This window comes from Achromobacter sp. 1012554356 (genome assembly GCF_059760815.1).
The window spans coordinates 20994-47397 of record NZ_JCBANC010000049.1; the positions used below are offsets into that span (position 1 = coordinate 20994).

The window sequence follows — 26404 nt, forward strand, 5'->3', positions numbered from 1 at the left end:
ACCGGGACAACGGCTTCCCGCCGCAGCGGGTCATGTCTGTCGGCGCGGGCGCGGTCCGGCTACGAAACGACTTCCCATGCGGATCGGCCGCGCGTGATGTTAGCCGCGGTGACTTCCAATTCAGGCAGGCCCGCGCGCGGCACCGTGAACGTTAGCGTGACGCCGTCCGCGTTGTAGTCTTCCTGCTGAATGGCGGCGCCTGCCTGCGCCAGCCGTGATTTCAGCAGCGCCATCTCGCCGAAGCCGCAGGCGCAGCGCACCGTCGCCAGGTCGACGATTTCCGTGCGGTCTCCCAACCGCAGGCAGTTGGCCGCGCAGCCGCCGTAGGCCCGCACCAGTCCGCCCGCACCGAGCTTGATCCCGCCGTACCAGCGCACCACCAGCACCGCCACGCGATCCATGTCCTGGCCTTCGATGGCCTGCAGGATTGGCCGGCCCGCGGTGCCCCCGGGCTCGCCATCGTCATTGAATCGGTATTCCTGTCCGATGCGGTAGGCCCAGCAGTTGTGCGTGGCTTCGGGATCGCTGTGCTCGGCAAAGAAGCGCATGGCGTCGTCGATCGTGGCGACCGGCGCGGCATACGCGGCGAAGCGGCTTTTCTTGATGTCTTCCTGGAAGGTGCAGGGAGCGGTCAGCGTGTGCGTCATGCCCGGCATTGTAAGTGCGCGGATCGGCAGGCGCCGTTGCCGCGCTAGCCGTGGCAGTCAGGGACTTCCTGATCCAGATAGACGTCGAAGGCAACGTCGCGTGCCCATTTCGTGGTCATGGCCTTCCAGGCGCCGGCGCGGTCCCAGGCGCGCATTTCCTGGCCGAGCCAGGCGCGCGAGGCATCGTCCTGCGCGGGCAGCAGCCATACCCGTTCCTGGCGAGCGCCATCGGCGGTCAGCGTCGACGAAAACTTCTTCCATTCCGGAAAGCGCATCAGCGGCTCCCAGACGGCGTCGTCGACCAGACCGATGTCGCACTCCCCTTCGCGCACGGCAACCAGCGCATCCGACGGTACGCGGTAGGTCTTGACGGCAGCGCCCCAACTTTGCGCCAGGGCTTGCGCCTGCGTGGCCGCCTCGGCCATGCACACGCTGCGGCCCTGCACGTCGGCGGGTTTGCGCATCCGCGTGTCGGTGCGGATCACGGCCTTGGGCCGTGCGGCGTAGCCGGTGGCTTGCACTGCAACGGTGTGCGGCTGTCCGTCGGCGCGGTCCGCAAGCACCAGATCCACCTCGCCCGACTTGAGCGCTCGAGCGGCGTCAGCGGCTGGCAACTGAACCAGCCGCACGGGCAGCTTCAGGCTGGCGCCCAGCTTTTCCGTGATGGCGGCATCCAGGCCTTCGGGCGTCCGGATCTTGGCGCCGGCGACCGGCGGCGGCGCCAGATACGGCACGCCCACGACAAGTTCACCGCGCGCCCGCGCGGCCGAAAAGGTCTCCGGCTGCGCCAGCGCAAAGCCCGCGAGCAGCAGGCCCGCGGCAAGGACGAATGGACGCATGCGGGACATCATGATGAGGAGGTCAGACGTATTGGTAGCGCAGCAAACGATGCTTGAGGTTTTCAAGCACGAACTGGTCGATCAGCGCGGCCAGCACGGCAATCACGAGGATGTTGGTCATGACCCCGGTCATATCCGCGATTTCGCCCGAATATGCCAGCGACCGGCCCAGACCCTTGCCGAAGCCGATCAGCATTTCGGCCGAGATCAGCGCCCGCCAGGCGTTGCCGAACGCCAACTGCGCGCCGGTGATGAGCTCGGGCATCACCGCCGGCAGGTACACCCGCTTGATCAGCCCCCAGCGCGTCGCACCCATGACGCGCGCCGCCGACACGTGGACGCGTTGCACGGATTCGGTGGCGTTCATCACGCTGAGCGCGGCCGGAAAGAACGCCGACAGCGCCACGACCACGATGATGGGCGTGTTGCCAAAGCCCATCACGATGAGAAACAGCGGTACCCACGCGATGGACGGAATCGACTGCAGGATGACGATGGCGCTGCGCAGGACTTCGCGAAAGAAGAACAGCACGGCGGCCACAAGGCCGAAGCCCACGCCGGCGGCCAGCGCCAGCCCATAGCCCGCGCCCAGCCGTCCCAGCGTGCCCATGAGGCTCTGGTGGAACGATTGCTTGCCCAGGTCTTCGAACAGCCGCTCGACGACGGCGGGCACGCCCGGCATCAGGAAGTCGGGCAGCGCGAACGCCGCCATTTGCCACAGCGCCAGGATGAACAGGACGCCCAAAACGCCCGCGAGGTGCTTGCGGGCGCCGGTCACTCGCGTAGATGCGCTCAAAGCTTGCGAGCCTCTTGCCAGGACAGGTCGACGATGCTGGAGACGTCGTACGGTTTGCCGTCGCGCGTCTTGAGCGAACCCTGGGCTTGCAGGATGTCAGCGATTTCCTGCATGCGGGCCGTGTCCTTTTCCGTCAGCTTGGGCGTGAACACCTGCGTGCTGATGGCCTCGGTGATGACGGTTTCGCGGGGCAGTTCGCCACGGGCCAGCGTCTTGAGCGTCGGTTCGGCGATGAAGTAGGACGCGATCAGCTTGGAGGCCTGTTCAGGTTCCTTCTGCAGCAGCGTGATGGCCTGGTTTTGCGCGTCCAGCGCCTTCCAGACATCGTCCTTGCGCTTGGCCAGCGTTTCGCCCGAGGTGATGACGACCATGCACGGGAACGGCCAGGCCTGGCCCACTTCGTAGATCTGCTTGACCGGCGCGACCAGTTGCGCGATGCGGTCGTAGGGTTCGAACAGGAAGGCCGCGTCCACGCGCTTGCCCACCAGCGACTGCACGGCCACGGCCGGGCTCACGCCCATGACGTTGACGTCGTCGGCGGAAAGATTGCCCTGCTTGAGCACGACGCCCTTCAGGACCACGTCGGCGGTGCTGCCTTCAGCTTGCGAGGCCAGCGTCTTGCCCTTCAGACCGGCGATGTCCTTGATGCCGGAATCGTCACGCACGATCAGCGAGTGATAGCCCTGCTGCGCGCCGCCCACCACCTTCAGGTCCGCGCCCTTGGAGGCCCAGGCGACCGCGTTGGTGAAACCGAGCACGCCGATGTCGAGCTGGCCGCCGACGATTGCCTTGATGAGGTCGGTGCCCGACTTGAATTCGATCAGTTCGGAATCCAGGCCGGCCTTCTTGTAGTACCCGCCCTCTTGCGCGACGATTGCCTGCGCGTCGTCCATCACGCGCAGATAGCCTACGCGGAACTTCTCGGCAGCCATCGCGGGGGCAGCCGCCAGCAGCGCCGCGGCCAGCGGCAGGGACAACCATTGCTTCAGTTTCATCAGAGGAGCTCCAGGAAATTCGATAAGCGGCCGCGCCCGAGCGCGGCCGTGGGGTATTGGGAAAGAAGGTCAGGCAGCCAGCGCGATGTCCGCGTGCGCGTCCGAACCGCCGACACCAATGCCCAGGAGACGCAGGATTTCGCGCTTCTCGGTGGCCAGGTCGGACAGGTCGTGCGTCTTGGTGCGGTGGGCCAGGTTGAATTCGCGCAGCACCCGCGCCGGACGCGGGCTGAACACGACGATGCGATCGGCCAGGAACAGCGCCTCGTCGACGTCGTGGGTCACCAGCAGCACGGTGGGCTTTTCTTGCGCGATGAGCTGGCGCAGCACGTCCTGCAGGCTGAGCCGGGTCAGTGCGTCCAGTGCGCCGAAGGGTTCGTCCATCAGCATGGTCTGGGGCTGCGCAATGAATGCGCGGGCCAGCGCGGCGCGCTGGCGCATGCCGCCGGAGACCTGATGGGGATAGTAGTGTTCGAAGCCTTCCAGGCTGACGCGCGCCAGCCAGCCGCGTGCGGCTTCGCGGGCGGGCTTCTTGGGCGTGTTCTGGAATTCCAGGGCGAGCGCCACGTTGTCTTCCAGCGTCAGCCAGGGGTACAGGGCGTGTTCCTGGAACACCAGCGTGCGGCTGGGATGGGGGCCCGTGACCTTGTTGCCGTCGGCAAGCACATTGCCCTGCGTGGGCATTTCGAGCCCTGCTGCCAGATGCAGCAAGGTCGACTTGCCGCAGCCGGAGGGGCCGACCAGCGCGACCAGCTCGCCGGTCTTGAATTCACTGGTGAAGCCATCGACGACGGGCAGGTCGCCGAAGTGCTTGTGGACGTGGTCGAAAGTCAGGTTCATGGAACGAATCGTCAGCGCGCGTGAAAACGAGCCTCAAATCTAACAATTCGTTATATGAATCCAAACAATCAATATTGAATGTCTTTACTTCTTTTCGTAATAACGCTCAGACCGCCGTCGGCTGCCGACTGGCCGCCCGCTGCAATCCAAAGGCAATGACGAAGCCCAGCGTGACGGACAGCGACGCCGCCAGGAAGATCGCGGGGTAGCCGAAGCCGCTGGATATGTAGCCCGCGATCGGACCGGTCACGCCTAGCGCCAGGTCCAGAAAGGCCGAATAGGCGCCCAGCGCGGCGCCGCGGCTGCCGGCCGGCACGCGCGCGACGGCTTCGACGCCGATGGCCGGAAACACCAGCGCGAAGCCGCAGCCGGTAAGCGCGGCGCCCAGCAGCGCCATGCCAGGGTTGGGCGCCAGCCACAACAGCAACAGGCCGGCCGCCTCGACCACGAACGACACTTGCGCGACCCGGAATCCGCCAAACCGGGTGATGGTGCCGGCGAACAGCAGGCGAACGCCGATGAAGGCGCCGCCGAAAGCGCTGAGCGCGCTTGCCGCGCCGTCCCACGAGACGCTGGCGTAATACAGCGCGACAAAGGCGGCCAACGTGCCGAAGCCCACCGAACCCAGACCCAGCGCCACCCCGTGCGGAAACACGCGCAGCACCACACTCTTGAAGGCCATCCGGTGCCCGCCCACGATGGCGACGGCCGGACGGATCATGGCCAGGCCCAATCCGCCCAACCCCAGCAGCAGCACCGCGCCGCCCAGCGCGCCCATGCTCCAGTGTTTTTCGAGCTGCACGCCCAGCGGCGCGCCCAACGCCAGCGCGCCATAGGTGGCGATGCCGTTCCACGAAATGACGCGAGCCGTGTGCAGCGGCCCAACCCGCGCGATGGCCCAGGTGGCCGAGCCGGTGCCGACCCAGCTCTCGCCGAATCCCAACGCCAGGCGGCTGAGAATGATTGCCGCCAGGCTGAGCCAAGCGGTGCGTTCAAAGGCATAGGCGAGCAGCAGGAAGATGCCGCTTATCGCGCAAGCCGCCATGCCGATGACGACGGTCTGCTTCGGGCCGACCGTATCGGCCATGCGCCCGGCGTGCGAGCGGCTGAGCAAGGTCGCCACGTACTGCACGCTGATCGCCAGGCCCGCCAGCACGGATCCGTAACCCAGGTTGTTGTGCACGTAACCCGGCAGCACGGCCAGCGGCAGGCCGATCGCCAGGTAGCAGATGAAGGTGAAGAAGGCGATGGCTACGATGCGGGCCGTCAGGGTAAACGTGCCGATCTGCGCGCCATCGGGCGCGTCATGCTTGGAGGGGGACATGTGGGGACAAAAAGAAGCCTGGCCGGACAGCCGCCAGGGTCGGGCCCGATGATAGCGCAGCGCAGATTGCGTCCGGCTGAATGCTTGTCCATGGCGGCCCGGCGAACGGCATGGAGCGCGGCCGTGGCGCAGATGAGAAAGCGGCGCACGAACCCGTGCGCCGCTTCATGACCCGCCGTGCGGAATCAGGCCTCGATGCCGCGCGAGGACAGGTAGTCTTCGTAACCGCCGCGGTAGTCGACGATCTCGCCCGAGGGCAGGATTTCGATCACGCGCGTGGCCAGACCGGACACGAATTCGCGGTCATGCGACACGAACACGAGCGTGCCTTCGTACTTTTCCAGCGCGAACTGCAGCGATTCGATCGATTCCATATCCAAGTGGTTGGTCGGCTCGTCGAGCAGCATCACGTTGTGCCGGCCCAGCATCAGGCGGCCGAACGTCATGCGGTTCTTTTCGCCGCCGGACAGCACCTTCGGGGCCTTGGGCAGGTCATCGGCCGAGAACAGCAGGCGGCCCAGCACCGAACGGATCGACTGGTCGTCGTCGCCCGGCTGGCGGTGGTCGCCCATCCAATCCAGCAGGTTGATGTCGGTTTGCTGAAACTGGTCGGACACATCCTGCGCCATGTAGCCGAGGTCGGCATTGTCCGACCACTTCACCGTGCCCGAATCCGGTTGCAGGTCCTGGGCCAAGAGGCGCAGCAGCGTGGTCTTACCCACCCCGTTGGCGCCGATGATGGCGATCTTTTCGCCGGCGTCGACCATGGCCGAGAACTTGGTGATGACGGGCGCGTCGTAGGCCTTGGTCAGGTTTTCGACGGTGACGGCCAGGCGATGCATGACCTTGTTCTGCTCGAACCGGATGTACGGGTTCTGGCGCGACGAGGGCTTGACCACGACCTGGTCGGCCTTGATGCGGTCGATCTGCTTCAGGCGCGAGGTGGCCTGGCGCGACTTGGACTTGTTGGCCGCGAAGCGGCGCACGAAGTCCTGCAGTTCGGCGACGCGTTCCTTGGCCTTGGCGTTGTTGGCCACCAGGCGCTCGCGGGCCTGCGTGGAAGCCAGCATGTAGTCGTCGTAATTGCCGGCGTAGACGCGGATTTCACCGTAGTCGACGTCGGCCATGTGCGTGCACACCTGATTCAGGAAGTGACGATCGTGGCTGATGATGATCATCGTGCTCTGGTAGCCGTTGAGCACGTTTTCCAGCCAACGGATCGTATTGATATCCAGGTTGTTGGTGGGTTCGTCCAGCAGCAGCACGTCGGGGTTCGAGAACAGGGCCTGGGCCAGCAGCACGCGCAGCTTCCAGCCCGGCGCGACTTCACGCATGGGCAGGTTGTGCTGGTCCACCGCGATTTCCAGGCCCAGCAGCAGCTCGCCCGCGCGGGCTTCGGCGGTATAGCCGTCGTATTCCGCGAACTTGGCTTCCAGATCGGCCGCGCGCATGTAGTCGTCTTCGGTCGCCTCCGGGTTCGCGTAGATCGCGTCGCGTTCGGACATGGCGCCCCACATTTCGGTGTGGCCCATCATCACGACGTCCAGTACGCGCACGTCTTCAAATGCAAACTGGTCCTGGCGCAGCTTGCCCAGGCGCACGCCGGGTTCGAGCGCGACGTTGCCGCCGGAGGGTTCCAGGTCGCCGCCGATGATCTTCATGAACGTAGACTTGCCGGACCCATTGGCCCCGATCAGCCCGTACCGGTTGCCTTCCCCGAACTTGACGCTGACGTTCTCGAAAAGGGGCTTGGGACCGAACTGGATGGTGAGATTGGCGGTGGATATCACGGTGTATGTACGTTTGAAGGCGCCCGAAAGCGCATGCGGGAAAACCTGCTAGTGTAGCAAACGGGCTACGGCCCTTATTTATATTGGCGGGTCGCGGCGCTGCGGGAGCGCCGGACCGCCCGCCCCGCCTCAGTGGTGATGCTCGTCCAGCACCAGGTGCGCGAGGCCCTTTTCGGTGGCGATGCCGACCTTCTGACCGATCGGCAAGGTGGCTTTAGTGGCGACATGGCCGTACGGCAGGCCGGTGATGACCGGCACCTTGACCGTCTTGCGCAGCCAGGCCACGACTTCGTGCAGATCGTAGCCCTTGTCGTGCGGCGCCAGCTTGTAGTCGGTGAAACGGCCCAGCACGATGGCCTTCTGGCGCGCCAGGATGCCTGCCTGCCAGAGCTGGATCAGCATGCGCTCGACGCGGTACGGATGCTCGGCCACGTCTTCCAGGAACAGGATGCCGCCGCGGATCTTCGGCATGTACGGCGTGCCCAGCAGCGAGGTCAGCATCGCAAGGTTGCCGCCCCACAGGATGCCGCGCGCGTCGACCGGGTCGGCGTCCTGCGTTTCAAAGCTGAGAATCTCCAGTTCGCCGCGCATCACTTCGCCGAACAGCGCGTCGGTCAAGTCATCGACCTTCTTGCCGCCGAAATCCTGGACCGCCGTGGCGCCGGTGTAGCTGACCGCGCCGGTCTGCGCCAGCAGGCCCAGATTGAACGCCGTGAAATCGCTCATGCCGACAAAGCGCTTGCCGCTGGCGGCCATGGCCTTCCAGTCGATGGCATGCAGCAACCGGCCCAGTCCGTAGCCGCCGCGCGTCACCATGACGATCGGCAGCTTCTGCTTCGTGGCGCGCGTCAGGCTGGCCAGACGTTGCGCGTCCGTGCCGGCAAACCGTTGATGTTCAGCCAGCGCCGTGCGGTCCAGCGCGGTCTTGAACCCCTGCTGCTCCAGCCGTTCGCGCGCCAGCGTCACGGTGGCGGGGTCGCGCACGGCGGACGACGGGGAAATCAGGTAGATGCCGCGAGCGTCCGGCTGGGGACCGTGATGATGCGCGTGATCGTGATCGTGGGCATGGTCGTGGCCGCATGCGTCGCCGCAGTCCGGGCCGTGATCGTGCGGATGATCGTGCGCCGGGATGGCGTCGGCCTTGGCGCGGCGCGCCTTGGCGGCAGGCTTGGCGGCTTTGGGGGTACTCATGCGATAGTTTCCTTGGCGCGGCGTTCGCGGAAGAACCGGCGCAGCAGATTGCCGCAGGGTTCCGCCATCACGCCGCCGGTGACTGAAGTGTGATGATTGAGCTTGGGCACCGACCCGACGTCCAGCACACTGCCGCAGGCCCCGGTCTTGGGGTCATAGGCGCCGAACACGACACGGGCAAGGCGCGCGTGCAGCATGGCGCCGATGCACATGACGCAGGGTTCCAGCGTAACGTAGACGGTGATGCCGGGCAGCCGGTAGTTTTCAAGCTGGCGCGCGGCGCCGCGCAAGGCGACGATCTCGGCGTGCGCCGTGGGATCGTGGTCGATGATGGTGCGGTTGTAGCCTCGCCCCAGGATGTCGCCCTGGGCGGATACGACCAGCGCGCCCACCGGCACCTCTCCGATGTCGTAGGCGGCCTGGGCCTGTTCCAGGGCCAGGGTCATGAAACGCGCGTCCTGCTCGGTCCAGGGCGGGACCGCCGCCAGCGGGGCCAATTCAGCCACGGTACACCCGCGATTTCAGCGCGATGCGGCCGGCCAGGCTGGTGACGGCTTCTTCGAGCCATTGATACAGCTCGGCCTCTTCGTCATAGCGGGCCTGATTAAGGTTGGACACGCGCCCTTCCTCGATGAAGCCCCAGGCGCGGCTGCGCTTGTCGCGGTGCTTGGGATCCCAGACCCCGAAGGCAAAGCCCCCGGCGCGGCGGATCAGCGAAAAGCACGGAATGTCGGTGTAGCCGTCGCCCACGAAGACCATCTGATCGAACGGGATGCGCAACCGGTCTTCGGGAACCTTGCGGTTGACCTCGAACGGCTTGTTGCGGAATTCGCGGCCGATGATGCCCTTCTGGATGTGGAACAGATAGCGGGTCTTGTCGGTAAAGCTGACGACGCGTCGCGGGAATGCGATGCCGCCATCGTCGCCATAGACAAATTCAGATGCCCAGATTTCGGTGAACTCATGCGCGATGGGCGTCGAGCGCACCACGTCGCCAATGCCGCTGGAGATGAGATAGAACTCGAGCTGCACTTGCGGGTGCTCGGCCCGCACCGCGGCGCGCAGACGCTGGAACAGCGTGGAGACGCCGTCGTGCAGGTCCAGGCGCGCGCCCCAGTCTTTCAGGCGCTGCTGCGTAATGAGCCCGAGACGTCCCTGCCGGGACAGTTCGATCATCTTGTAGAGGTAGGCGGGGACGGGATCCCAGTCCTGCTGGAACAGCAGGGGGTCGACCTCTTCTTTCCAGAAGGCGGCCGTGTCCACGCCGATGCTGTCCAGGAAACCGGACGTGCTGTCCGAGGCCAGCGTGTCGTCGAAATCGAAAATCAGGGCGATGACGTCGGACATGAATATGCGTGAGAAAAGGCGACAGCCGCCATTTTGCCTGAATGCGGCAGCGGCTGCGCCTCGGAAGCAGCGCGGCGCGTCAGGCCGCGAGCTGCTTCAACACCTGCTTCATGGGCTCGACTGCGCGCGCCCGGCATCGAGCGCCAGGCTTCAAGCGCCCTGCTTCACGCCGCGGCTTACTGGCGGATCGGCGCGGACATCGTTCCGGTGCCCGGGGCAGGAGCCATGCCTGGCGCGGGGGCCATGCCCGGAGCGGGGGCCATGCCCGGGGCGGGAGCCATTCCCGGCGCGGTGCCGGCGGGCACCTGAATTACGGTTTCGCGCAGCACGCCGCCGCCCTGCACACTGCCGCGCACGTTGCCGGGCGCGGTCATCTGCGTGATGCAATTCTGACGCTGGGTTTCCGGCAGGCGGTTGCAACGCGCCACCGTGTTCTGCTGCAGTTGTTCAGGGCTGTCTTCTCGCAGATTCTGGCGGCTGCGCTCCTGGCGCGCCGCGCCGGCTTCACGCAGGCAGGTCTCTAGCGGCTGCCCGGTCGTGCCGCTTTTGCAGGCGGCGACGTCCTGCTGATAGCTGGACTGCGCCGAGGTGCCGGCCGATTGCGCTTGCGCCCCCCCGGCGGCAAGCATCAGGCCGGCGGTGCACAGAATGGCCGCGAGGCGCTTCGAAGGCATGGGAACAGTATTCATGGTCAGCTCCTTTTGAAGAGATTGAACCCGGACGGCGCGGTATCCACCGCGCCGTCCACTGACCTCACTATCCCACGCCGACGCGATGGGGGACATAACCAGCGACGTGAATTCGTAAGGTTACGTTTCAACGCCGAAAAAACAGGGACCGTTTGAAATCAACGCGCGTCCCTGTCCGCTTCAGCCTTGGTAAGCCGGTTTCGGTACGTCGCCGCGCGCATCAGCAGCATGGCCGTGACGGGCGACGACACAATCAGCAGCAGCGTGATGATGACTTCGTGAAACACCGGACGTGCGGACAGCGCCGAGAACACCAGGATGGAAGACGCCAGCACGCAAGCGCAGCCCATCGTGTTGCCCAGCGTCGGCGCGTGAATGCGCGACTGGAAGGTGCGGAAACGCAGCAGGCCGGCGGAGCCGGTCACGGCCAGCAGTCCGCCCAGCACCAGCAGGATGGTGGCGGGAATGCCGGCCCAGAGCGGGATATCGACGTCCATCATGGCTCGATGACCTCGCCGCGCAACAGGAAGCGCGCCATCGCGGTGGAGCCCACGAATCCGAACAGCGCGATCAGCAACGCAATGTCGAAGTACACCGACGTGCCGGACCGGATGCCGAACACCAGCATCGTCAGCATGCCGTTGATGTACAGCGTGTCCAGGGCCAGGACGCGGTCCTGGGCGGTAGGGCCGCGCACGAGGCGGACGGTGGCGAACACCATGCCCAGCGCAAAGCAGAGCAAGGCAAAGGACGCCGCCCAATACAGTACGGAATTCATTCGAACATCTCCATCAACGGGCGCTCGTAGCGCTGCTGCACCAGTTCGATCCACTCGTCTTCGTTTTGCAGATCAAGCACGTGCAGCTTCAGTGCGTGGTCTTCGGTCAGGTCCACCCAGACCGTGCCGGGCGTATAGGTGACGATGCAGGCCAGCATCGCCAGGCCATGCGGATCGCGCATGGTGAGCGGGATCAGGATGAATCCCGGCGCAAATTCATTGCGGCGCGGATTGAGGATCAGCCGCGCCACCGCGATGTTGGACTTGATGATGTCCCACGTTACGTGCAGGAAAAGCGGGATCACCTTCCACAGGTGGCGCGGCCGCGCATGCAGCGGTCGCAGGCGCGAGGCGGCCCATGTGAACCACAGCGCCAGCGCGATGCCCAGGGCGATCTGCCCGGGCGACACGCTTTCATTGAGCAGCAGCCACAGTGCAAACAGCAGCGTGGGCAGGATCAGGAAGTAAAGGCGGCGCATCAGCTTCCTCCCTTGACGCCGCGCACGGTCTGCGCGGACATGACGGCGTCGATGTAGGACGCGGGCTGGTCGAGCGAGCGGGCGGCGTCGTCCAGGTAGGCCGACACGGGACCGGCGCCAGCGGCCAGGCACACGCACAGCAGCACCAGCACGGCAACCGGGCCTGCCTCGATCACGCGCAAGCGCGGCGTGCTGCGGTCGTCGCTGGCCCAGAAAATACGGATGCCGGTGCGGCCCAGGCCGATCAGGCCGGCCAGGCCCGACACCAGCACGGCGGCCACAAGCAGCCAGGCGTCCATCGGCGGGGCCGATTCGGTGGCGGCCGATACCGCCGCCGACAACAGCGAGAACTTGGCGACAAAGCCGGACAGCGGCGGCAGGCCGGTCACCAGCAAGGCGCAGGAAATGAACGCCAGGCCCAGGAACGCCATCGCCGCGGGAATCGCCACGCCGACCACGTCGTCGGAGCGGTTGACCGAAGTCGGATCATCCAGGTCAAAGGCGTCGAGCGTAACGGCCAGCACGTTCGCGCCGAAGCTGCGCGTCCTTTCGATGAGCTCGGCCAGCAGGAAGAACGCGCCCGTGGTCAGCACGGAGCTGATCAGGTAGAAGAGCGCGGGACCCGTGAGCGTGACGCCCGGCATGCCCAGCGCGGTCAGCAGCGTGCCGGCGGACACGATGACGCAGTAGCCGACCATTTTTTCCAGCTGCTGGGTGGCCAAGAGGCCCAGCGCGCCGAACAGCAGCGTGGCCAGCCCGGCGGCAAACATCCAGTCCAGGCTGAAGGCGGCGGGTGCGCCGGTGGGCAGCAGCAGCGAACCGATTCGAAGCAGCGCGTAGATGCCGACCTTGGTCATGATGGAGAACATGGCCGCGACCGGCGCGCCGGCCGAACCATATCCCTTGACCAGCCAGAAGTTGAGCGGCCAGGCGCCTGCCTTGACCAGGAAGGCCACGCCCAGGATGGCGGCGCCGGCCTCGAACAGCATGCGCTCGGCGCCCGCCAGATTGCCTGCGCGCAGGGCCAGGTCCGCCATGTTGAGCGTGCCCGTCACGCCGTAGATCAGCGCAATGCTGATCAGCAACAGGAACGAGGCCACCAGGTTCACGGCGATGTACTGCAGGCCCGCGCTGACGCGCGCCACGCCGGAGCCGTGCAGCAGCAGGCCGTAGGACGCCGCCAGCAGCACTTCGAAGAAGACGAAAAGGTTGAACAGGTCGCCAGTCAGGAAGGCGCCGTTCAGGCCCATCAGCAGGAACTGGAACAGCGTATGGAAATGCACGCCGGCGCGGTCCCACCGGGCCAGCGCGTAAACCAGCGTGGCCAGCCCCAGTACCGCCGTCAGCGTCAGCATGACGGCGGCCAAGCGGTCGACCACCAGCACGATGCCGAACGGCGCCGGCCAGTCGCCAACCAGGTAGGCCCCTACCCCGTTTTCCCAGACGCCGGGCACGCCCCCGCCGGCCACGACCAGCAGGGCAATCGCGGCCGCAAGCTGCGCAAGCGTCGATACAAGTGCGATCCCCCCACGCGTATAGCGGCTGGTATCGGCGAGCAGCAGCATCGCCGCGCCCGCGACCAGCGGAATGATGATGGGCAGGACAGGAAGATGTTGAAGCCAGAAACTCAAGATTGGGACTCCCGTCCATCAACGTGGTCGGTACCCGTGAGGCCCCGCGAGGCGAGCAGCACAACCAGGAACAGCGCGGTGGTGGCAAAGCCGATGACGATGGCGGTCAGCACCAGCGCCTGCGGCAGCGGATCCGCATACCAGGAAGGATCATGCGCCATGGCCGGATCCACCACCGGCGGCTTGCCGGACGTGAGCCGGCCCATGCCGAAGATGAAGAGGTTCACCGCATAGGAGACCAGCGACAGGCCCATGATGAACTGGAACGTCCGGGGCCGCAGCAGCAGCCACACGCCCGAGCCCGCCAGCACGCCAATCGCGGCAGCGTATATCAATTCCATCAGGCTTCTCCTGTTTGAACGGCGGCCGCCTGGAGCTCGGCGGCGGCCTTGCGTTGCGCGCGCAGCGATTGGTGGGCAAGCGCCACCAGCACCAGCACGGTGGATCCCACGACCAGCATGTAGACGCCCAGGTCAAAGAGCAGCACGCTGGACACGTGGACATGGCCAATCAGCGGCAGCGCGACATCCCACGCCAGCGCGGCCAGGAACGGCTTGTACGCCAGCCATGCGCTCACGGCGGCGATGCCGGCGCACAGCAGCCCGATGCCGATCCAGTTCTGCGGATTCAGCCGGCTGCGGGACTCGACCCAGTACACCCCGCCGACCATGTATTGCAGGATGACGGACGTGGCGAAGATGAGGCCGCCCACGAAACCGCCACCCGGCTGGTTATGACCGCGCAAGAGGAAGTAGACGGAGATCAGCGCGGCGATCGGCAGCAGCAGGCGAACCAGCACCGCGGGCACCATCATCGAGCCTCCGGGCACCACAGACTTGATGTCGGGCGCGTCCGGGATGCCGCCGTCCTGATCCATCTGCTGGCGCGGAATGTCCGCGCTCTCGGCGGCCGGACGGAAGCGGCGCAGCAGCGCGTAGACGGTCAGCGCCACGATGCCTAGCACGGTGATTTCGCCGAACGTATCGAAGCCGCGGAAGTCCACGAGGATCACGTTGACGACGTTGGTGCCGCCGCCGTCGGGTAGCGCGCGATCCACGAAATAGGACGAAATGGGATTGGTCTGCGGCCGCGCCAGCACCGAATAGGCCAGCGCCGACATGCCCGTGCCGGCAGCAACGGCCAGCAGCAGATCGCGCAGTCGGCGGCCCCGCGCCTGCAGCGTGGCCTTCAGGCTTTCCTCGTCGTCCCGCACGATGCGGCGCGGCAGCCAGCGCAGGCCCAGCAGCAGCAGCACCAGCGTCACGACCTCTACGGACAGTTGCGTCAGGGCCAGATCAGGCGCGGAGAACCAGACGAACGTCAGGCAGGTGATCAGCCCTGCCCCGCCCGCCAGCGCCAGCGAGGCCAGGCGGTGGTACTTGGCCTGGAACGCGGCGCCCAGCGCGCAGGTGCCGCCCACGATCCACAGCAAGGCGAAGACGGGATCGACCGGCGTCAGGCGCACCGCGCCGTCCAGCCAGCCGCCCGCGCGCAGCGGCAGCCACGCGACGAACAGCGTGCCGACCAGGATCAGCACCATCTGCACCTGCAGGCGCGTGGACGAGACCCAGCGCAGCAGCCAGGCGGCGGCGACGCTGGAGCCATCCAGGAGCGCCTCGAAGGTGCGGCGGCCGTCAAGGCGGTAAATGAACGGCACCCGGCCCGGATTGGCGCGCTGATGGGCGCGCAGCGCCAGGTACAGCAGGACGCCCGCAGTCGTGGCCACGAGACTCATGGCCAGCGGCAGGTTGAAGCCATGCCAGACGGCCAGGCTGTAGTCGGGCATGTTTTCGCCCAGGATGCTTTGCGCAGCCGTAGCCAGGAACGGGCCCACGGTCAGGCCGGGGACGATGCCCACCAGGAGGCACATCAGGACCAGCAGCGCGCTGGGCAGCAGCATCCAGCGCGGCGGCTCGTGGGGTTCGCGCGGCAGGTCGGTGGCCGGCGGGCCAAAGAACACCTGCAGAATGAAGCGCAGCGAATACGCGACACTGAACGCGCCGGCTATGGTGGCGAGCAGCGGCAGGCCGATCTGGACGTAGCGGTCGGCACTGACGAAGGTGGTTTCGGCGAAGAACATTTCCTTGGACAGGAAGCCGTTCAGGAGCGGCACGCCCGCCATGGAGGCGGCAGCCACCATCGCCAGCGTGGCCGTGATGGGCATCGCCTTGTACAGACCCGACAGCCGGCCCAGATCGCGCGTGCCTGTTTCGTGATCGACCACCCCTGCGGCCATGAAGAGCGACGCCTTGAACGTGGCGTGGTTGATCATGTGGAAGATGGCGGCCACCAGGGCCAACGTGCTGTTCAATCCCAGCAGCAGCGTGATGAGACCCAGATGGCTAATTGTTGAATACGCCAGCACGCCCTTCATGTCCTGCTGGAAGATCGCCGCGTAGGCGCCCAGCACCAGGGTGATGAGGCCCAGCCCGCCGATGATCCAGAACCACTCGTCGGTGCCCGACAGCACGGGCCAGAAGCGCGCCAGCAGGAAGACGCCCGCCTTGACCATCGTGGCCGAGTGCAGATAGGCGGAGACCGGCGTGGGCGCGGCCATGGCGTTGGGCAGCCAGAAATGGAACGGGAATTGTGCGCTCTTGGTCAGCGCGCCCAGCGCCACCAGCACTAGCACGGCCGGATACCAGGGGTCGGCGCGGACCAGGTCGCCAGACGCCAGGACGCGGTCCATGTCGTAGCTGCCGACAATATGACCCAGGATCAGCACCCCGGCCAACAGACAGAGACCGCCCGCCCCGGTGACCGTCAGCGCCATGCGCGCGCCCCGGCGGGCGTCCAGGCGGTGGTGCCAGTAGGCGATCAGCATGAACGACGCCAGGCTGGTCATTTCCCAGAACAGCACGAGCTGGATCAGGTTGCCCGAAAGCACCACGCCAAGCATGGCGCCCATGAAGGCCTGGAAAAAGGAAAAGAAGCGCGGGACCGGATCTTCCGGAGACATGTAATAGCGCGCGTACAGCACCACCAGCGCGCCCATGCCGGAGACGATCAGCGCAAAGAGCCACGCATACCCGTCCATGCGCAGGGTGAATTGCAGACCCAGGGCAGGCGCCCAAGGCATGTCGGCCCGTATGACGCCGCCGTTGGCGACGTCCGGATACAGCGTCGCGATCAGAACCACGCACGCGAGGGCGATGAGGCCAGCCAACCACGCCTCGGCGTTGCGGGCGTTGGAAGGCAGCAGCGCGGCGCACAGGCTGCCGGCGAACGGCAGAGCGAGGATCAGGATCAGCGACATGGCGTTCCGAAAATGTCCGGGCCCCCTCCCGCCAGCGCGATGCAGCGAGAGACGAAACAGACCGGGGATTGAAAAACGGACGGAACCCTTGGCCCGGTGCGTCGCTGCACTACACGTTGCCCCGTGGGGACATCAACCAACGCCAATTGAACGGCGCAGACAGAAACAAACGCAATAGCTTTCTTGCAAGACCGGGCAAGAATCTCATCCGAAAAATATCAGATTCTTGTAAGTTATGCAGGAATTTATGTACGTACCCAGCTAATGACAGCAAGATGACTGCGCAGCGATTGCGCACCGAAAGCTTCTCAATTTGTGTTCAACTGCCTGTCAGACTGACTTTTTCCTGTAACTTCTGTCATCTTCGGGCTTTTTTTGGGCGCACTAGAAATTTTGCGATTTCTCATGGCAGGGACAATCCCGAGTTGACCATGGGGACATACCTGTGTGGAATGCGGCCACGAGGCGTTGGCTTGCGACACCCCGGCAATGCGCGCCTCACCGAAGCTGGCCCGGCAAGATGGCCAGCTCGGAACAACAATATGGAGAAGACTCTTGAACGTGTTGTCACATGCCAAGGCCGTCCTGGCCGCCGCCATCGCCGGCGCCTGCCTGACCTCCGCTGCCCAGGCCGCAGACCCCTACCCCAATAAACCCATCCGCCTGATCGTCCCGTTTGCGGCCGGCGGCACCACCGATATCGTTGCGCGCGTCGTGGCCGAGGGCCTGGGCCGTGAACTCGGCCAGCCTGTGGTCGTGGAAAACCGCGCCGGCGGCGGCGGCTCGATCGGCGCCGATGCCCTGGTGCGCTCTGCCAACGACGGTTACACGCTGGGCGTGGCCACGGTCAGCACCATGGCCACCAATCCGGCCACGAATCCCAAGAACCCGTACAACCCGCTCAAGGACTTTACGCCCATCACCAACATGGTGAACGTGCCCAATGTCATGACGGTCAACCCCAGCGTGCCCGCCAAGACGCTGGCCGAGTTCATTACCCTGCTGAAGAACAACCCCGGCAAGTACAGCTATGCGTCGTCGGGCGCGGGCGGTATCAGCCATCTGGACGGTGAGCTCTTCAAGTCGCTGACCAAGACCGACATGGTTCACGTGCCCTACCGCGGATCGGGCCCGGCACTGAACGACGTGATCGCGGGCCAGGTGAACGTGCAGTTCGACAACCTGCCCTCATCCATGCCGCACATCCAGGCCGGCAAGCTGCGCGCCCTGGCCGTGGCGGCGCCCAAGCGCCTGCCCGCCCTGCCGGACGTGCCGACGTTCGCCGAGGGTGGTCTGCCCGACATGGACAACATGGCGTGGTACGGCCTGGTGGCGCCGGCCGGCACGCCGCAAGCCGTCGTTGACCGCGTGCACGCCGCCGCGGTCAAGGCTTTGAATGATCCGAAGATCGCCCAGCGCCTGGCCGACGGCGGATCGATCGTGGACGGCAACACGCCGGCCGAGTACGCCGCGCAGATCAAGCGCGAACTTGAACTGCGCCAGCGCATCGCCAAGGACCGCAACATCGTTCTGACGAACTGACCGCAGCCTGCCTCAAGGACGCCAGCCGGCGGTTGGCGTCCTTGGTTGCATCCGTCCCCGCTTGACGGCAATTGTCCGGGTGGTAGCATCTGGCCCGTGCAATCCGACATATCCTCCCTTCCCTGCGTCACCTGCGCTCTCTGCGCCCTGCGCTCAACGCTGTTGAGTTCGCAGGAGGTCGCCGCGCGTTCCGCTTACGCGCGGTCCAAGCCCGGCTAATCGCCCGCCCTTCCCCTTTCTGATTTTTTGCTCCGGCCCGTTGCCGGCTGCCTGCGCACATCCGCGCGTCCCGCAGCCTGAAACCGGTCGGCGGGCGCACTGCCGCGTGGCGGGCGCTCGTCTCCATTTCGCCGCTCGCACGCCATTTCCGGCTTGCGCGGCGGCCACGCACCGCACTTTCGATTCAGCGCCATGCAACTCACCAAGAAATTCGTTAAAGCCAAGAACCCCTGCGCGGGCGGCTACAAATGGTTCCTCCGCGATCACAACGGACAGGGGGACTACCAGGCCGTGCTCGATGCCCTGGTCGCCGACGGCCGCGTCGGCGACGCCTGCTGGCTGCTGGATCAGTTCGGCCCGACCGACGCGGTGCTGCGATTGGACACGCTGGATGCCACTGCCATCGTGTTTGCCGGAACGCTGGAAGTCCGCATGGGCATCAACGTGGACACGGTGGTGCGCGCGGGCCGCAGCCTCATTACGGGCGGCGGCATCCGCGCCGGCGAGTCGATCGTGGCGGGTGAAAACATCACCGCCGGCGGCAACATCGCCAGCGGCGGCAACCTGCGCGCCGGCGGCGACGTGGCGGCCGACTGGGGCATCGAGATTGCGACGCGCCTGGATTGCGCCGGCAATGTGCGCGCCAGGTGGGACATCTGCGCCGGACAGGACCTGGCCGTGACGGGCCACCTGCATGCCGGCCAGGACATCAGCACGCAGGGCGCCATCAAATGCGGGCAAGGCATCAAGGCAGGCGGCGGCGTGCGCGCGGACCAGGAAATCAATGCCGGCTGCGGCATCCAGGCGGGCGGGTCCATTCAGTCGGGCGAGCATCTCGCCTGCGGGTGGGGCTTGATTGCCGGTGAGGACATTCGCGCCGAGGGCGCTATCCGGGCGGGCGAAGGCGCGCAGGCGGCCGGCGTCATCGAGGCGGGCGCGGGACACGGCGTCTACGCCGGACTGAGCGTGCGCCTGGACGCGTGGGATCTGTGCGCGCGGGTGATCGCTCAGACGCGGCCCGCGCAACTGGTAAGCGGGTATTGGGCGGGGTCGGAGGGTGCAGCGGGCGCCGACGATGGGGTTTCGGGCCAGCCGTGGAGCGGGTGGATGGATATTGGCGCGGCCGACCGCGACGGTCGCGCCGGCGGCCAGCGCGGCTGAGGGCGGCCTGCTACCGCATGCGGGTAGTCAGGCTGCATGTGACGGGCAATCGCGGCAGTGAAGCCCGGCAGTTAACCAATCCTGCGCTGTTCCACCCCCATGTCCCGCCATGCCTCGCCGTGGCACGTGAACATCAGGATCTGATGCCGTGTCGCGGCGTCGAACAGTGCACGCTTCATGAAGTCGCGCCGAGCGTCGTCGGTGTGGACGAGCGCATCGTCCAACAGCAGCAAGGTGGGCCGGCCGGCCTCGCGCAGCAGATCGGCGTAAGCAAAGCGCGCCAGGATGCCCAACTGCTCGCGCGTGCCGAAGCTGAGGGCGTCCAGCGCGTCTTCGCCGTCGCCCCGCCGCAGCGCCGTGGGCAGCAGCGCATCGTCCAGGCGCAGCACGGCGTCGGGAAAGAGCAGCGCCAGATAGTGGTTGAGCCGGCGGGCGAGCGGCGCTTGCAGGCGTTGCGTGGCGGCGGCGCGTTTGTCGGCCAGCAGCTTTTGCAGGAGGTCCAGTGCCGCGGCGCGCCGCGCGAATTCGTCGCGGCGCCGTTCAAGGCGCTCGCAGGCTGCCTGCGCTTCCGACAGGCGTTCGCCCAGGCCTTGCGCACCGGCCTGGTCCAGCTTGCCCTGCAATTGCAGGATGTCGCCGTGCCGCTTGTGTTGGGCGTCGCGTTCGATGGCGGCGGATTTTTCAAACCGCTGCACGTCCTGTTCGGCGAGTTCGGGCCGGTGTTCGGCCAGCGAGGCGCGCGCCTCGCGCACGCGCAGTTCGAGTTGGTCGTGGGCGCTGCGCACTTCGGCAAGGCGGCCGGCGCGGGCGTGGCGTTGAGCCGTGCGTTCGTCGGATTGCAACTCGGCGCCCCGGGCGGCCGCCTGCCCTTCCAGCAACTGGGCACGCGCCGTGTCTGCATCCAGCGCGCGCTGCGCGTCGGCAACGGCCTTTTCCGCCTGCGCCGCGACGGCTTCGGCCTCGCGCAGCGCCTGGATGGCGTCGGGCAGGCCGTCGTCGTTTGTGTCGACGTCGACGTCGATGCCGGAGCCGCCGTCGGCGTTGGCGTCAGCAACCTGGAGGCCGTCTTCGGCTGCGTGCGCATGCGGCAGGTTGGCAAGCCGTTCCTGCAACTGCGCCAGCCGCGCCAGCGCCTCGTCGCGCTGGGTGCGCAGCGCATCCACGCCGCGAGGCGCGTGAATGGTAAGCGTCTTGCGCATGCCCTCGAGTTCGCGCTGCAACGCGGTGTAGCGCGCGTGACGCTGCTCGGCGTCGGCCAGCGTGTCGACGCCCGCTCGCTTAAGCAACGCGGCGCTCGCAGACGCCGCGCGCGCCAGTTCGCGCTGCAGGGCCGGCAGGTCTTGGCCGCCCGGCTCGATCTGCAGGCGGCCCACACCGGGCAGATCAAGGTCGGCGGCAGCCGTCAGCAGGACTTCGCCCGCGCCGCTGACGGCCTTGCCGTCCAGCAGCGCCTGCGCGCCGGCATCAAGCCGATAGCGCAAGCGCGTGGCGACCGCCTGTTGCTGCAACTGCAGGTTCCCGAGTTCGCGGCCGGCCTTGCGCAGTGCTTCGATCTCGGCATCGGAGATCTCGAGTTGGACGGCCTCGGTCCGCAACGCCGATCCTTGCTGGATCAGGTGGGTGGCCGCGACCAGGGCGCCGTCCAGGCGTTCGATTTCGGGCGAGAGCTGGGCCAATTGCCGGTCCAGGTCGCGCCGGTCGGCCAGCACTTGAAGGCGTGCCACGCGCCGGCGCGCGGCCTCGACCGCGCAGGCATGCGATTGCCGCTGCTGCAGCGCGCGCGCCAGCGGTTCCTGCATGGCCTGCACGTGGGCGTGCGCCGCGCGCGCATCGCGCAGCAGCGATTGGTAATCGGCTTCGTCTTGTTGATCGCGCCGGACCTGGTCTTGCAGCAGTGCGAGGGTTTGCGCTGCCTGCGCCTGCTCGCGTTGCAGGCCGTCGAAGGCTTCACGTTCCTTGGCCAGGGCGGCAAGGCGCGCGCGGGCCTGGACGGCCTTGGCCTCGAAATCTTTCCAGGGCTGCGCGGCCTGCGCGCGTTCGTGATCGCGCCGCAATTCGGTCAGGCGGTCGACGTCGGCGTTGAGTTGCGCCATGGCCTGCCCGCAGTCGTCGCGCTCGGTGATGGCGCGCGCGAGCGCGTCCTCGGCGTCCTTGTAGCTGCCCTTGGGGCGGCCGTTGCGGGCGTCCAGCAGCGCGGCACGCTCGGCCGATACGCGGTCAAACAGACGGTCGCCGTCTCCGGACGCCAGCTCGCCGGAGAGCTGCGTCAGCGCATCGCGCAGATGCGAGCCGGCATAGCTGGCGGCTTCGTGCAGGTTCTGGCCGTCGCCCTGGCGGATCCATAGCAGGCCCGGCACACCGGCCAGGTCAGGTTTGCTCTGGCCGCGCCCGGGAAGCTCGAAGCCCAGCAAGACGGCCAGCGCATTTTCGGCTTCTTCGCCGTCCAGCCGCTGCGCGCCGTCATCCACCACGAGTTCGCAGCGGGCTTTGGACAGGAACTGCTTTTTCAGCACGTAGGCGTGATCGGCGTGCGTGAACGCCACTTCAACGGTGGGCCGCGCTCCCGATTCGCCGCGCGGCGCCAGATCGGCGACCTTGCTGGTGCTGTAGCGTTCAAGGAAGGCGGCCCGGATGGCGGCCGCGACCGTGCTCTTGCCGGCCTCGTTGGGGCCGACAAAGAGGTTCAGGCCGTCTTGCAGCCCGTCCAGCGACAGCGGCTGGCGGAACTTGCGGAATTCTTCGAGGGCAATGCGGGAGATCTTCATTTGGCGGCTCCCGGCGTGGCGGTTTCGCGCTGGAACCGCAGCAGCAGGCGTAGGGCCTCGCTGGCCACGGCGGACTGGTCTTCGTCCGCCTGCAGCGCCTGCAATTGCGCGGCGACCTCGCCCACGTAGCCGCTGGCCCGCAGTTCGGCCAAGTCGGCTTCGTCGGGTTCCAGGCGCACGCCGGACAAGTCGGGCAGCAAGGCGCGCACCTGCGCAGCGGCCTCGGCCACCGCCTTTTGCAGCGCATCCCAGGTTTCGAGGTTGACGTGGCCCTGCACGTCCAGGCGCAGGACGTCGTCGGCCCGCAACGCCGCCATGCGTTCGCCCAGCGCCTGGGCATCGGTGGGCAGGCTTAGCGTTTCGGTCCAGGCGGACCAGCGGTACTTGCCGGTGGCAATGCGTTCGACCGCGGGTGCGGCGCCCGGGGCGTCGATGCGAACGTCGAGCACGAAGCCGGGTTCGTTGCCGCGAAAGCGGTCCTGCTCCGGCGTGCCGGCATACCAGGTGCGCGCGTCGATGGACAGGCAGCCGTGCCAATCGCCCAGCGCCAGATAATCCAGGCTGGCACGGTCGGCGCGGTCGGGCGCGATGGGATTGGTGGCGTCGATCGTGTCGGGCAGGCGGCCGGCAACGCTGCCGTGGGCGAGGCCCACGCGAATGCGCCCGGCTGGCGATTCCAGCGTGTCGAAAGCCTGGGTGACGTCGTCGTAGGTATGGCGCTGCGTGAGCGGCGCGGCGAGCACGGCGAGGTTGGCATCCGGCAGGTCTACCACGCCCGTGGTGAGCGGCACGCGCACATTGGCCGGAATGCAGCCCAACTGCATGGCGCGGCTCCAGACGCTGTCGGCAAGCGCCGCGTCGTGATTGCCCGCGATCATTACCCAGGGACCGGTGTAGCCGGCCATGGCGGCGAAGAGGCGGCGGATACTGCGATCCGATACGGCCTGCGTGTCGAAGACGTCTCCGGCGACCAGCACGGCGTCCACGCGCCGTTCTGCGGCCAGGGTGGCAATGCGGGCGACGACCTCGAAACGGGCCTCGGCCAGCATCGCGGCATCGTCGGTTTCAAACTGGCCGTACTGTCGGCCGATCTGCCAGTCGGCAGTGTGCAGGAAATGGGTCATGCGGCGATTTTGGCATAAAGCAACGTGCCGTTTTGCCGGCACCGTGCTCAATTCAGCGCACGCAAAAAAAGACACGGGCCGCATCGAGGCGGCCCGTCGAGGGTGCGCCGCTGGCGGCGCGTACGCGGGATCAGGCGCAGTTCATGATCAACTCAGGCGCCCTTGCCATCCAGCACGAGTCGCTGGCGGGACGCGGCGCTGCGGTCGTAGCGCGAGAGTCCGAGCCCGTCGGTGCTGATGGCGGGGCGCTGACCCATGACGAGATCCGCGACCAGCTTGCCGGACCCGCAAGCCATGGTCCAGCCCAGCGTGCCGTGGCCGGTGTTCAGGTAGAGGTTGTTGTAGCGCGTGGCGCCGACGACCGGCGTGCTATCCGGGGTCATGGGACGCAGGCCCGTCCAGAACTCGGCCTGGGCCACGTGACCGCTGCCGGGGAACAGATCGTTAACCACCAGTTCCAGCGTCTTGCGGCGCGCGTCCTTCAGGCGCAGGTCGAAGCCGGAGAGTTCGGCCATGCCGCCCACGCGGATCCGCTGGTCAAAGCGCGTGACGGCGACCTTGTAGGTTTCGTCCAGCACCGTCGACACCGGCGCGGCGGCCTCGTCCTTCATGGGGATGGTCAGGGAATAGCCCTTGACCGGGTACACCGGGAGGTCCAGTCCAAGCGGTTCTAGGAAAGCGCGGGTGTAGCTGCCGAAGGCGGCCACATAGCGGTCGGCCGTGAGGACTGCGTTGCCGACGCGCACGCCCGTGATCTGGCCGCCGGCGGTGTTCAGACCCGTGACGCTTTCGCCGAAGCGGAATTCGACGCCCAGCTCGGCCGCCATGTCGGCCAGCCGGCGGGTGAATAGCTGGCAGTCGCCGGTTTCATCGTTGGGCAGGCGCAGGCCGCCGGCGAGTTTGTGCGCCGAATTGGCCAGCGCGGGCTCGGCCGTCACAAGGCGATGGCGATCGAGAAGTTCGTAGGGAACGCCCACCTCTTCGAGCACGGCGATGTCGCGGCGCGCGGCTTCCATCTGGGCTTCCGTGCGGAACAACTGCAGCGTGCCGCGGGTGCGTTCTTCGTAGTGAATGCCCGTGGAGGCGCGCAGTTCACGCAGGCAGTCACGGCTGTACTCGGACAGGCGGAGCATGCGTTCCTTGTTGACGGCGTAGCGGTCGGCCGAACAGTTGGCCAGCATGGCGGCCATCCATTTGAGCTGGAACAGGCTGCCGTCCAGGCGGATTGCCAGGGGCGCATGCTTTTGGAACAGCCATTTGATCGCCTTGAGCGGAATGCCGGGCGCGGCCCAGGGCGTGGAATAGCCCGGCGACACCTGCCCGGCATTGGCGTAGCTGGTCTCCTGCGCCGCGGCGGGCTGGCGGTCCAGCACGGTCACTTTGGCGCCCTGCCGGGCCAGGTAATAGGCGGTGGTGGTGCCGATGACGCCGCTGCCAAGGACGATCACATGCATGATTCTTTCCGGTATTTGGTTTTGACTAGGAATTTCGGTAGTCTATGACCCCTCTGGCAGTGAAAAGCACTGAAGATTTTGCTTCGGCAGTGGTTTTTCTCGGACCACCCTTGTTTTTCGACCGGCGAAAGTGAAATGCGCGACCTCGACCGAATTGACCTCAAAATCCTCGATATCCTGCAGCGCGAAGGCCGGATTTCGGTCACGGAACTGGCCGAGCGCGTGAGCCTGTCGGCCACCCCCTGCTCCGACCGCATCAAGCGCATGGAGCGCGAGGGCGTCATCACGGGTTACCATGCGCGCGTCAACCCGGCGGCGCTCGGCAAGAATCTGCTGGTCTTTCTGGAGATCAAGCTATCGGCCAAGTCGGGCGACGTCTTCGACAAGGTCAAGCAGGAACTGCTGTACGTGCCCGAGGTCATGGAATGCCACCTGGTGTCGGGCGAATTCGACTATCTGGTCAAGGCACGCCTGACCGAAATGAATGAATACCGCCGTCTTCTGGGCGAGATCCTCAAGCGGCTGCCCGCGTCCGCCGAATCTCACAGCTATATCGTGATGGAGGAGATCAAGGAGACGCTCTTTCTGCCGGTGGACCGCTAGCGCCTGTTCACACTAAAAGAAGGGATGCGCCCAGCCCGGCCCCTGGCCGGCGCCCGCCTTGTTACCGGAAAACCCGTCGACGGCTGCTATGCTGCGGCCCTCCCCGGCGAGCCGATGTGCTCGTCCGATCCTAATTTTTGCGTTTGCCTATGACCCGTCTCTATAAATACTTCTTCCGCGGCCTGATCACCGTCCTGCCGCTGGCGCTGACGATCTACCTGCTGTACCTCTTTCTGGCCTGGACGGAAGGCGTGGCGCTCACTTTCCTGCGCCCCTTCATCGGTGGCTTTTACGTGCCGGGCATGGGTCTGGCGCTGGGCATCCTGGGCATTCTGGCCATCGGCTACCTCGTGTCCAAGCAGCGCGTGCAGCGTTTTCTTACGCTGGTCGAGATGCCCTTCACCAACCTGCCGGTGGTCAAGAGCATCTATTCGTCGCTCAAGAGCTTTGCGGATTACTTTTCGCCCAGTTCGAAGAACACGGCGCAGCAGGTCGTTGTTCTGCGCATCCCCGGCCAGCAACTGGAGCTGGTGGGCCTGGTGACGCGCCGCGGCACCGATGGTCTGCCCGAAGGGTTTACGCAGGGCGATCGCGTCGCGGTCTACCTGCCGATGGGCTACATGATTGGCGGCTATACGGTATTTGTGCCGCAGGAATGGGTGCAGCCCATCCAGATGTCGGTCGAGGAAGCCATGCGCTCGTCGCTGATCGCCTGGATGGCGCGCACTGAAACCGGCGGCATCCGCCCCATGCCCGCCGCCAGCCCCGACGCGTCCGCGGATACGCCCGTGGCCCAGCCGGTGACCCAGCCCGTCGCCCAACCCGCGGCCCAGTCCGCAGGCCAGTCCGCAGGCCAGTCCGCCGCCCCGTCCGCAGACCAGCCCGCCGCTGCCGGCAACCCTGCCAATCCGGCCCCTCCGCGCACCCCCGGCAA

The 26404-nt window shown here is 66.5% G+C and carries 23 protein-coding genes and 1 pseudogene; 4 read left to right on the forward strand and 20 right to left on the reverse strand.

Annotated features, from left to right (window positions below; all coding sequences use genetic code 11):
• Nucleotides 1-59: 59 nt before the first annotated feature.
• From AC6LJW_RS22025 to AC6LJW_RS22105, 17 genes are all read right to left on the reverse strand, one after another.
• Entirely contained in the window at nt 60-647 is a 588-nt protein-coding gene (locus AC6LJW_RS22025; protein WP_056566444.1) for an IMPACT family protein, read from the reverse strand.
• Between the two features lie 44 nt (nt 648-691).
• On the reverse strand, nt 692-1498 hold the full coding sequence (locus AC6LJW_RS22030; RefSeq protein ID WP_056560810.1) for a transporter substrate-binding domain-containing protein: 807 nt from the start codon (nt 1496-1498) through the stop codon (nt 692-694).
• 10 nt (nt 1499-1508) lie between these two features.
• The gene (locus AC6LJW_RS22035; protein ID WP_105238749.1) at nt 1509-2282 is read right to left on the reverse strand and encodes an ABC transporter permease; all 774 of its coding nucleotides are present in this window, start codon (nt 2280-2282) and stop codon (nt 1509-1511) included.
• Nucleotides 2279-3277 carry an ABC transporter substrate-binding protein gene (locus tag AC6LJW_RS22040; protein WP_056560804.1) on the reverse strand — a complete coding sequence of 333 codons (999 nt, stop codon included), beginning with the start codon at nt 3275-3277 and terminating at the stop codon, nt 2279-2281. Before AC6LJW_RS22040 ends, AC6LJW_RS22035 begins: the two co-directional genes overlap by 4 nt.
• A gap of 69 nt (nt 3278-3346) precedes the next feature.
• Entirely contained in the window at nt 3347-4117 is a 771-nt protein-coding gene (locus tag AC6LJW_RS22045) for an ABC transporter ATP-binding protein (protein ID WP_056560801.1), read from the reverse strand.
• A gap of 106 nt (nt 4118-4223) precedes the next feature.
• Entirely contained in the window at nt 4224-5441 is a 1218-nt protein-coding gene (locus AC6LJW_RS22050) for an MFS transporter (RefSeq protein ID WP_056560798.1), read from the reverse strand.
• A gap of 185 nt (nt 5442-5626) precedes the next feature.
• A complete protein-coding gene (locus AC6LJW_RS22055; protein WP_056560795.1) occupies nt 5627-7231 on the reverse strand; it encodes an ABC-F family ATPase in 1605 nt (534 codons plus the stop codon).
• Between the two features lie 129 nt (nt 7232-7360).
• Nucleotides 7361-8422, reverse strand: coding sequence for an LD-carboxypeptidase (locus tag AC6LJW_RS22060; RefSeq protein WP_498088249.1), 1062 nt, complete (start codon nt 8420-8422; stop codon nt 7361-7363).
• Nucleotides 8419-8910 carry a tRNA adenosine(34) deaminase TadA gene (tadA, locus tag AC6LJW_RS22065; RefSeq protein ID WP_105241493.1) on the reverse strand — a complete coding sequence of 164 codons (492 nt, stop codon included), beginning with the start codon at nt 8908-8910 and terminating at the stop codon, nt 8419-8421. Before tadA ends, AC6LJW_RS22060 begins: the two co-directional genes overlap by 4 nt.
• A gap of 10 nt (nt 8911-8920) precedes the next feature.
• Nucleotides 8921-9769 carry an HAD family hydrolase gene (locus AC6LJW_RS22070; RefSeq protein ID WP_498088250.1) on the reverse strand — a complete coding sequence of 283 codons (849 nt, stop codon included), beginning with the start codon at nt 9767-9769 and terminating at the stop codon, nt 8921-8923.
• A 176-nt stretch (nt 9770-9945) separates the two neighbouring features.
• On the reverse strand, nt 9946-10458 hold the full coding sequence (locus tag AC6LJW_RS22075) for a hypothetical protein (protein WP_498088251.1): 513 nt from the start codon (nt 10456-10458) through the stop codon (nt 9946-9948).
• Between the two features lie 158 nt (nt 10459-10616).
• On the reverse strand, nt 10617-10958 hold the full coding sequence (gene mnhG / locus AC6LJW_RS22080) for a monovalent cation/H(+) antiporter subunit G (protein ID WP_056560783.1): 342 nt from the start codon (nt 10956-10958) through the stop codon (nt 10617-10619).
• Nucleotides 10955-11236: a K+/H+ antiporter subunit F gene (locus AC6LJW_RS22085; protein ID WP_105238742.1), complete on the reverse strand. Its 282-nt coding sequence runs from the start codon at nt 11234-11236 to the stop codon at nt 10955-10957. The genes mnhG and AC6LJW_RS22085 overlap by 4 nt, the downstream gene beginning before the upstream one ends.
• Complete coding sequence (locus tag AC6LJW_RS22090; RefSeq protein WP_056560777.1) at nt 11233-11715, reverse strand: Na+/H+ antiporter subunit E; 483 nt, start codon at nt 11713-11715, stop codon at nt 11233-11235. The genes AC6LJW_RS22085 and AC6LJW_RS22090 overlap by 4 nt, the downstream gene beginning before the upstream one ends.
• Nucleotides 11715-13346, reverse strand: a complete 1632-nt coding sequence (locus AC6LJW_RS22095) for a monovalent cation/H+ antiporter subunit D (RefSeq protein WP_498088252.1) — start codon at nt 13344-13346, stop codon at nt 11715-11717. Before AC6LJW_RS22095 ends, AC6LJW_RS22090 begins: the two co-directional genes overlap by 1 nt.
• Entirely contained in the window at nt 13343-13687 is a 345-nt protein-coding gene (locus AC6LJW_RS22100) for a Na+/H+ antiporter subunit C (protein ID WP_056317316.1), read from the reverse strand. Before AC6LJW_RS22100 ends, AC6LJW_RS22095 begins: the two co-directional genes overlap by 4 nt.
• A complete protein-coding gene (locus AC6LJW_RS22105; RefSeq protein WP_056560771.1) occupies nt 13687-16602 on the reverse strand; it encodes a monovalent cation/H+ antiporter subunit A in 2916 nt (971 codons plus the stop codon). Before AC6LJW_RS22105 ends, AC6LJW_RS22100 begins: the two co-directional genes overlap by 1 nt.
• A 555-nt stretch (nt 16603-17157) precedes the next feature.
• Between AC6LJW_RS22105 and AC6LJW_RS22110 the strand changes: the two genes are divergently transcribed.
• Complete coding sequence (locus AC6LJW_RS22110) at nt 17158-18144, forward strand: Bug family tripartite tricarboxylate transporter substrate binding protein (RefSeq protein ID WP_498088253.1); 987 nt, start codon at nt 17158-17160, stop codon at nt 18142-18144.
• Nucleotides 18145-18555: 411 nt separating this feature from the next.
• Complete coding sequence (locus AC6LJW_RS22115; RefSeq protein WP_498088254.1) at nt 18556-19524, forward strand: hypothetical protein; 969 nt, start codon at nt 18556-18558, stop codon at nt 19522-19524.
• Nucleotides 19525-19595: 71 nt separating this feature from the next.
• On the opposite strand, the gene AC6LJW_RS22120 is transcribed toward AC6LJW_RS22115, so the two are convergent.
• The 3 genes from AC6LJW_RS22120 to AC6LJW_RS22130 form a co-directional block, all read right to left on the reverse strand.
• Entirely contained in the window at nt 19596-22289 is a 2694-nt protein-coding gene (locus AC6LJW_RS22120; RefSeq protein ID WP_498088255.1) for an AAA family ATPase, read from the reverse strand.
• Nucleotides 22286-23413: a metallophosphoesterase family protein gene (locus tag AC6LJW_RS22125; protein ID WP_056560764.1), complete on the reverse strand. Its 1128-nt coding sequence runs from the start codon at nt 23411-23413 to the stop codon at nt 22286-22288. Before AC6LJW_RS22125 ends, AC6LJW_RS22120 begins: the two co-directional genes overlap by 4 nt.
• Nucleotides 23414-23565: 152 nt before the next feature.
• A complete protein-coding gene (locus tag AC6LJW_RS22130) occupies nt 23566-24867 on the reverse strand; it encodes a D-amino acid dehydrogenase (protein WP_498088256.1) in 1302 nt (433 codons plus the stop codon).
• Between the two features lie 135 nt (nt 24868-25002).
• Here AC6LJW_RS22130 and AC6LJW_RS22135 point away from each other — a divergent pair, with 135 nt between their 5' ends.
• Both AC6LJW_RS22135 and AC6LJW_RS22140 read left to right on the forward strand, forming a co-directional pair.
• Entirely contained in the window at nt 25003-25470 is a 468-nt protein-coding gene (locus AC6LJW_RS22135; protein ID WP_056560760.1) for an Lrp/AsnC ligand binding domain-containing protein, read from the forward strand.
• 149 nt (nt 25471-25619) lie between these two features.
• A pseudogene (locus AC6LJW_RS22140) lies at nt 25620-26300 on the forward strand (DUF502 domain-containing protein); the annotation flags it as partial.
• Between the last annotated feature and the right edge of the window lie 104 nt (nt 26301-26404).

What these genes read in the sequence shown, in the direction of transcription:
- AC6LJW_RS22105 (WP_056560771.1), bottom strand. Translation starts at nt 16,602, where the DNA reads ATGTCGCTGATCCTGATCCTCGCTCTGCCGTTCGCCGGCAGCCTGTGC.
- AC6LJW_RS22135 (WP_056560760.1), top strand. Translation starts at nt 25,003, where the DNA reads ATGCGCGACCTCGACCGAATTGACCTCAAAATCCTCGATATCCTGCAG.
- AC6LJW_RS22040 (WP_056560804.1), bottom strand. Translation starts at nt 3,277, where the DNA reads ATGAAACTGAAGCAATGGTTGTCCCTGCCGCTGGCCGCGGCGCTGCTG.
- AC6LJW_RS22075 (WP_498088251.1), bottom strand. Translation starts at nt 10,458, where the DNA reads ATGAATACTGTTCCCATGCCTTCGAAGCGCCTCGCGGCCATTCTGTGC.
- AC6LJW_RS22125 (WP_056560764.1), bottom strand. Translation starts at nt 23,413, where the DNA reads ATGACCCATTTCCTGCACACTGCCGACTGGCAGATCGGCCGACAGTAC.
- AC6LJW_RS22090 (WP_056560777.1), bottom strand. Translation starts at nt 11,715, where the DNA reads ATGCGCCGCCTTTACTTCCTGATCCTGCCCACGCTGCTGTTTGCACTG.
- AC6LJW_RS22025 (WP_056566444.1), bottom strand. Translation starts at nt 647, where the DNA reads ATGACGCACACGCTGACCGCTCCCTGCACCTTCCAGGAAGACATCAAG.
- AC6LJW_RS22060 (WP_498088249.1), bottom strand. Translation starts at nt 8,422, where the DNA reads ATGAGTACCCCCAAAGCCGCCAAGCCTGCCGCCAAGGCGCGCCGCGCC.
- AC6LJW_RS22115 (WP_498088254.1), top strand. Translation starts at nt 18,556, where the DNA reads ATGCAACTCACCAAGAAATTCGTTAAAGCCAAGAACCCCTGCGCGGGC.
- AC6LJW_RS22085 (WP_105238742.1), bottom strand. Translation starts at nt 11,236, where the DNA reads ATGAATTCCGTACTGTATTGGGCGGCGTCCTTTGCCTTGCTCTGCTTT.
- AC6LJW_RS22100 (WP_056317316.1), bottom strand. Translation starts at nt 13,687, where the DNA reads ATGGAATTGATATACGCTGCCGCGATTGGCGTGCTGGCGGGCTCGGGC.
- AC6LJW_RS22030 (WP_056560810.1), bottom strand. Translation starts at nt 1,498, where the DNA reads ATGATGTCCCGCATGCGTCCATTCGTCCTTGCCGCGGGCCTGCTGCTC.
- AC6LJW_RS22070 (WP_498088250.1), bottom strand. Translation starts at nt 9,769, where the DNA reads ATGTCCGACGTCATCGCCCTGATTTTCGATTTCGACGACACGCTGGCC.
- AC6LJW_RS22120 (WP_498088255.1), bottom strand. Translation starts at nt 22,289, where the DNA reads ATGAAGATCTCCCGCATTGCCCTCGAAGAATTCCGCAAGTTCCGCCAG.
- AC6LJW_RS22050 (WP_056560798.1), bottom strand. Translation starts at nt 5,441, where the DNA reads ATGTCCCCCTCCAAGCATGACGCGCCCGATGGCGCGCAGATCGGCACG.
- AC6LJW_RS22130 (WP_498088256.1), bottom strand. Translation starts at nt 24,867, where the DNA reads ATGCATGTGATCGTCCTTGGCAGCGGCGTCATCGGCACCACCACCGCC.
- AC6LJW_RS22045 (WP_056560801.1), bottom strand. Translation starts at nt 4,117, where the DNA reads ATGAACCTGACTTTCGACCACGTCCACAAGCACTTCGGCGACCTGCCC.
- mnhG (WP_056560783.1), bottom strand. Translation starts at nt 10,958, where the DNA reads ATGATGGACGTCGATATCCCGCTCTGGGCCGGCATTCCCGCCACCATC.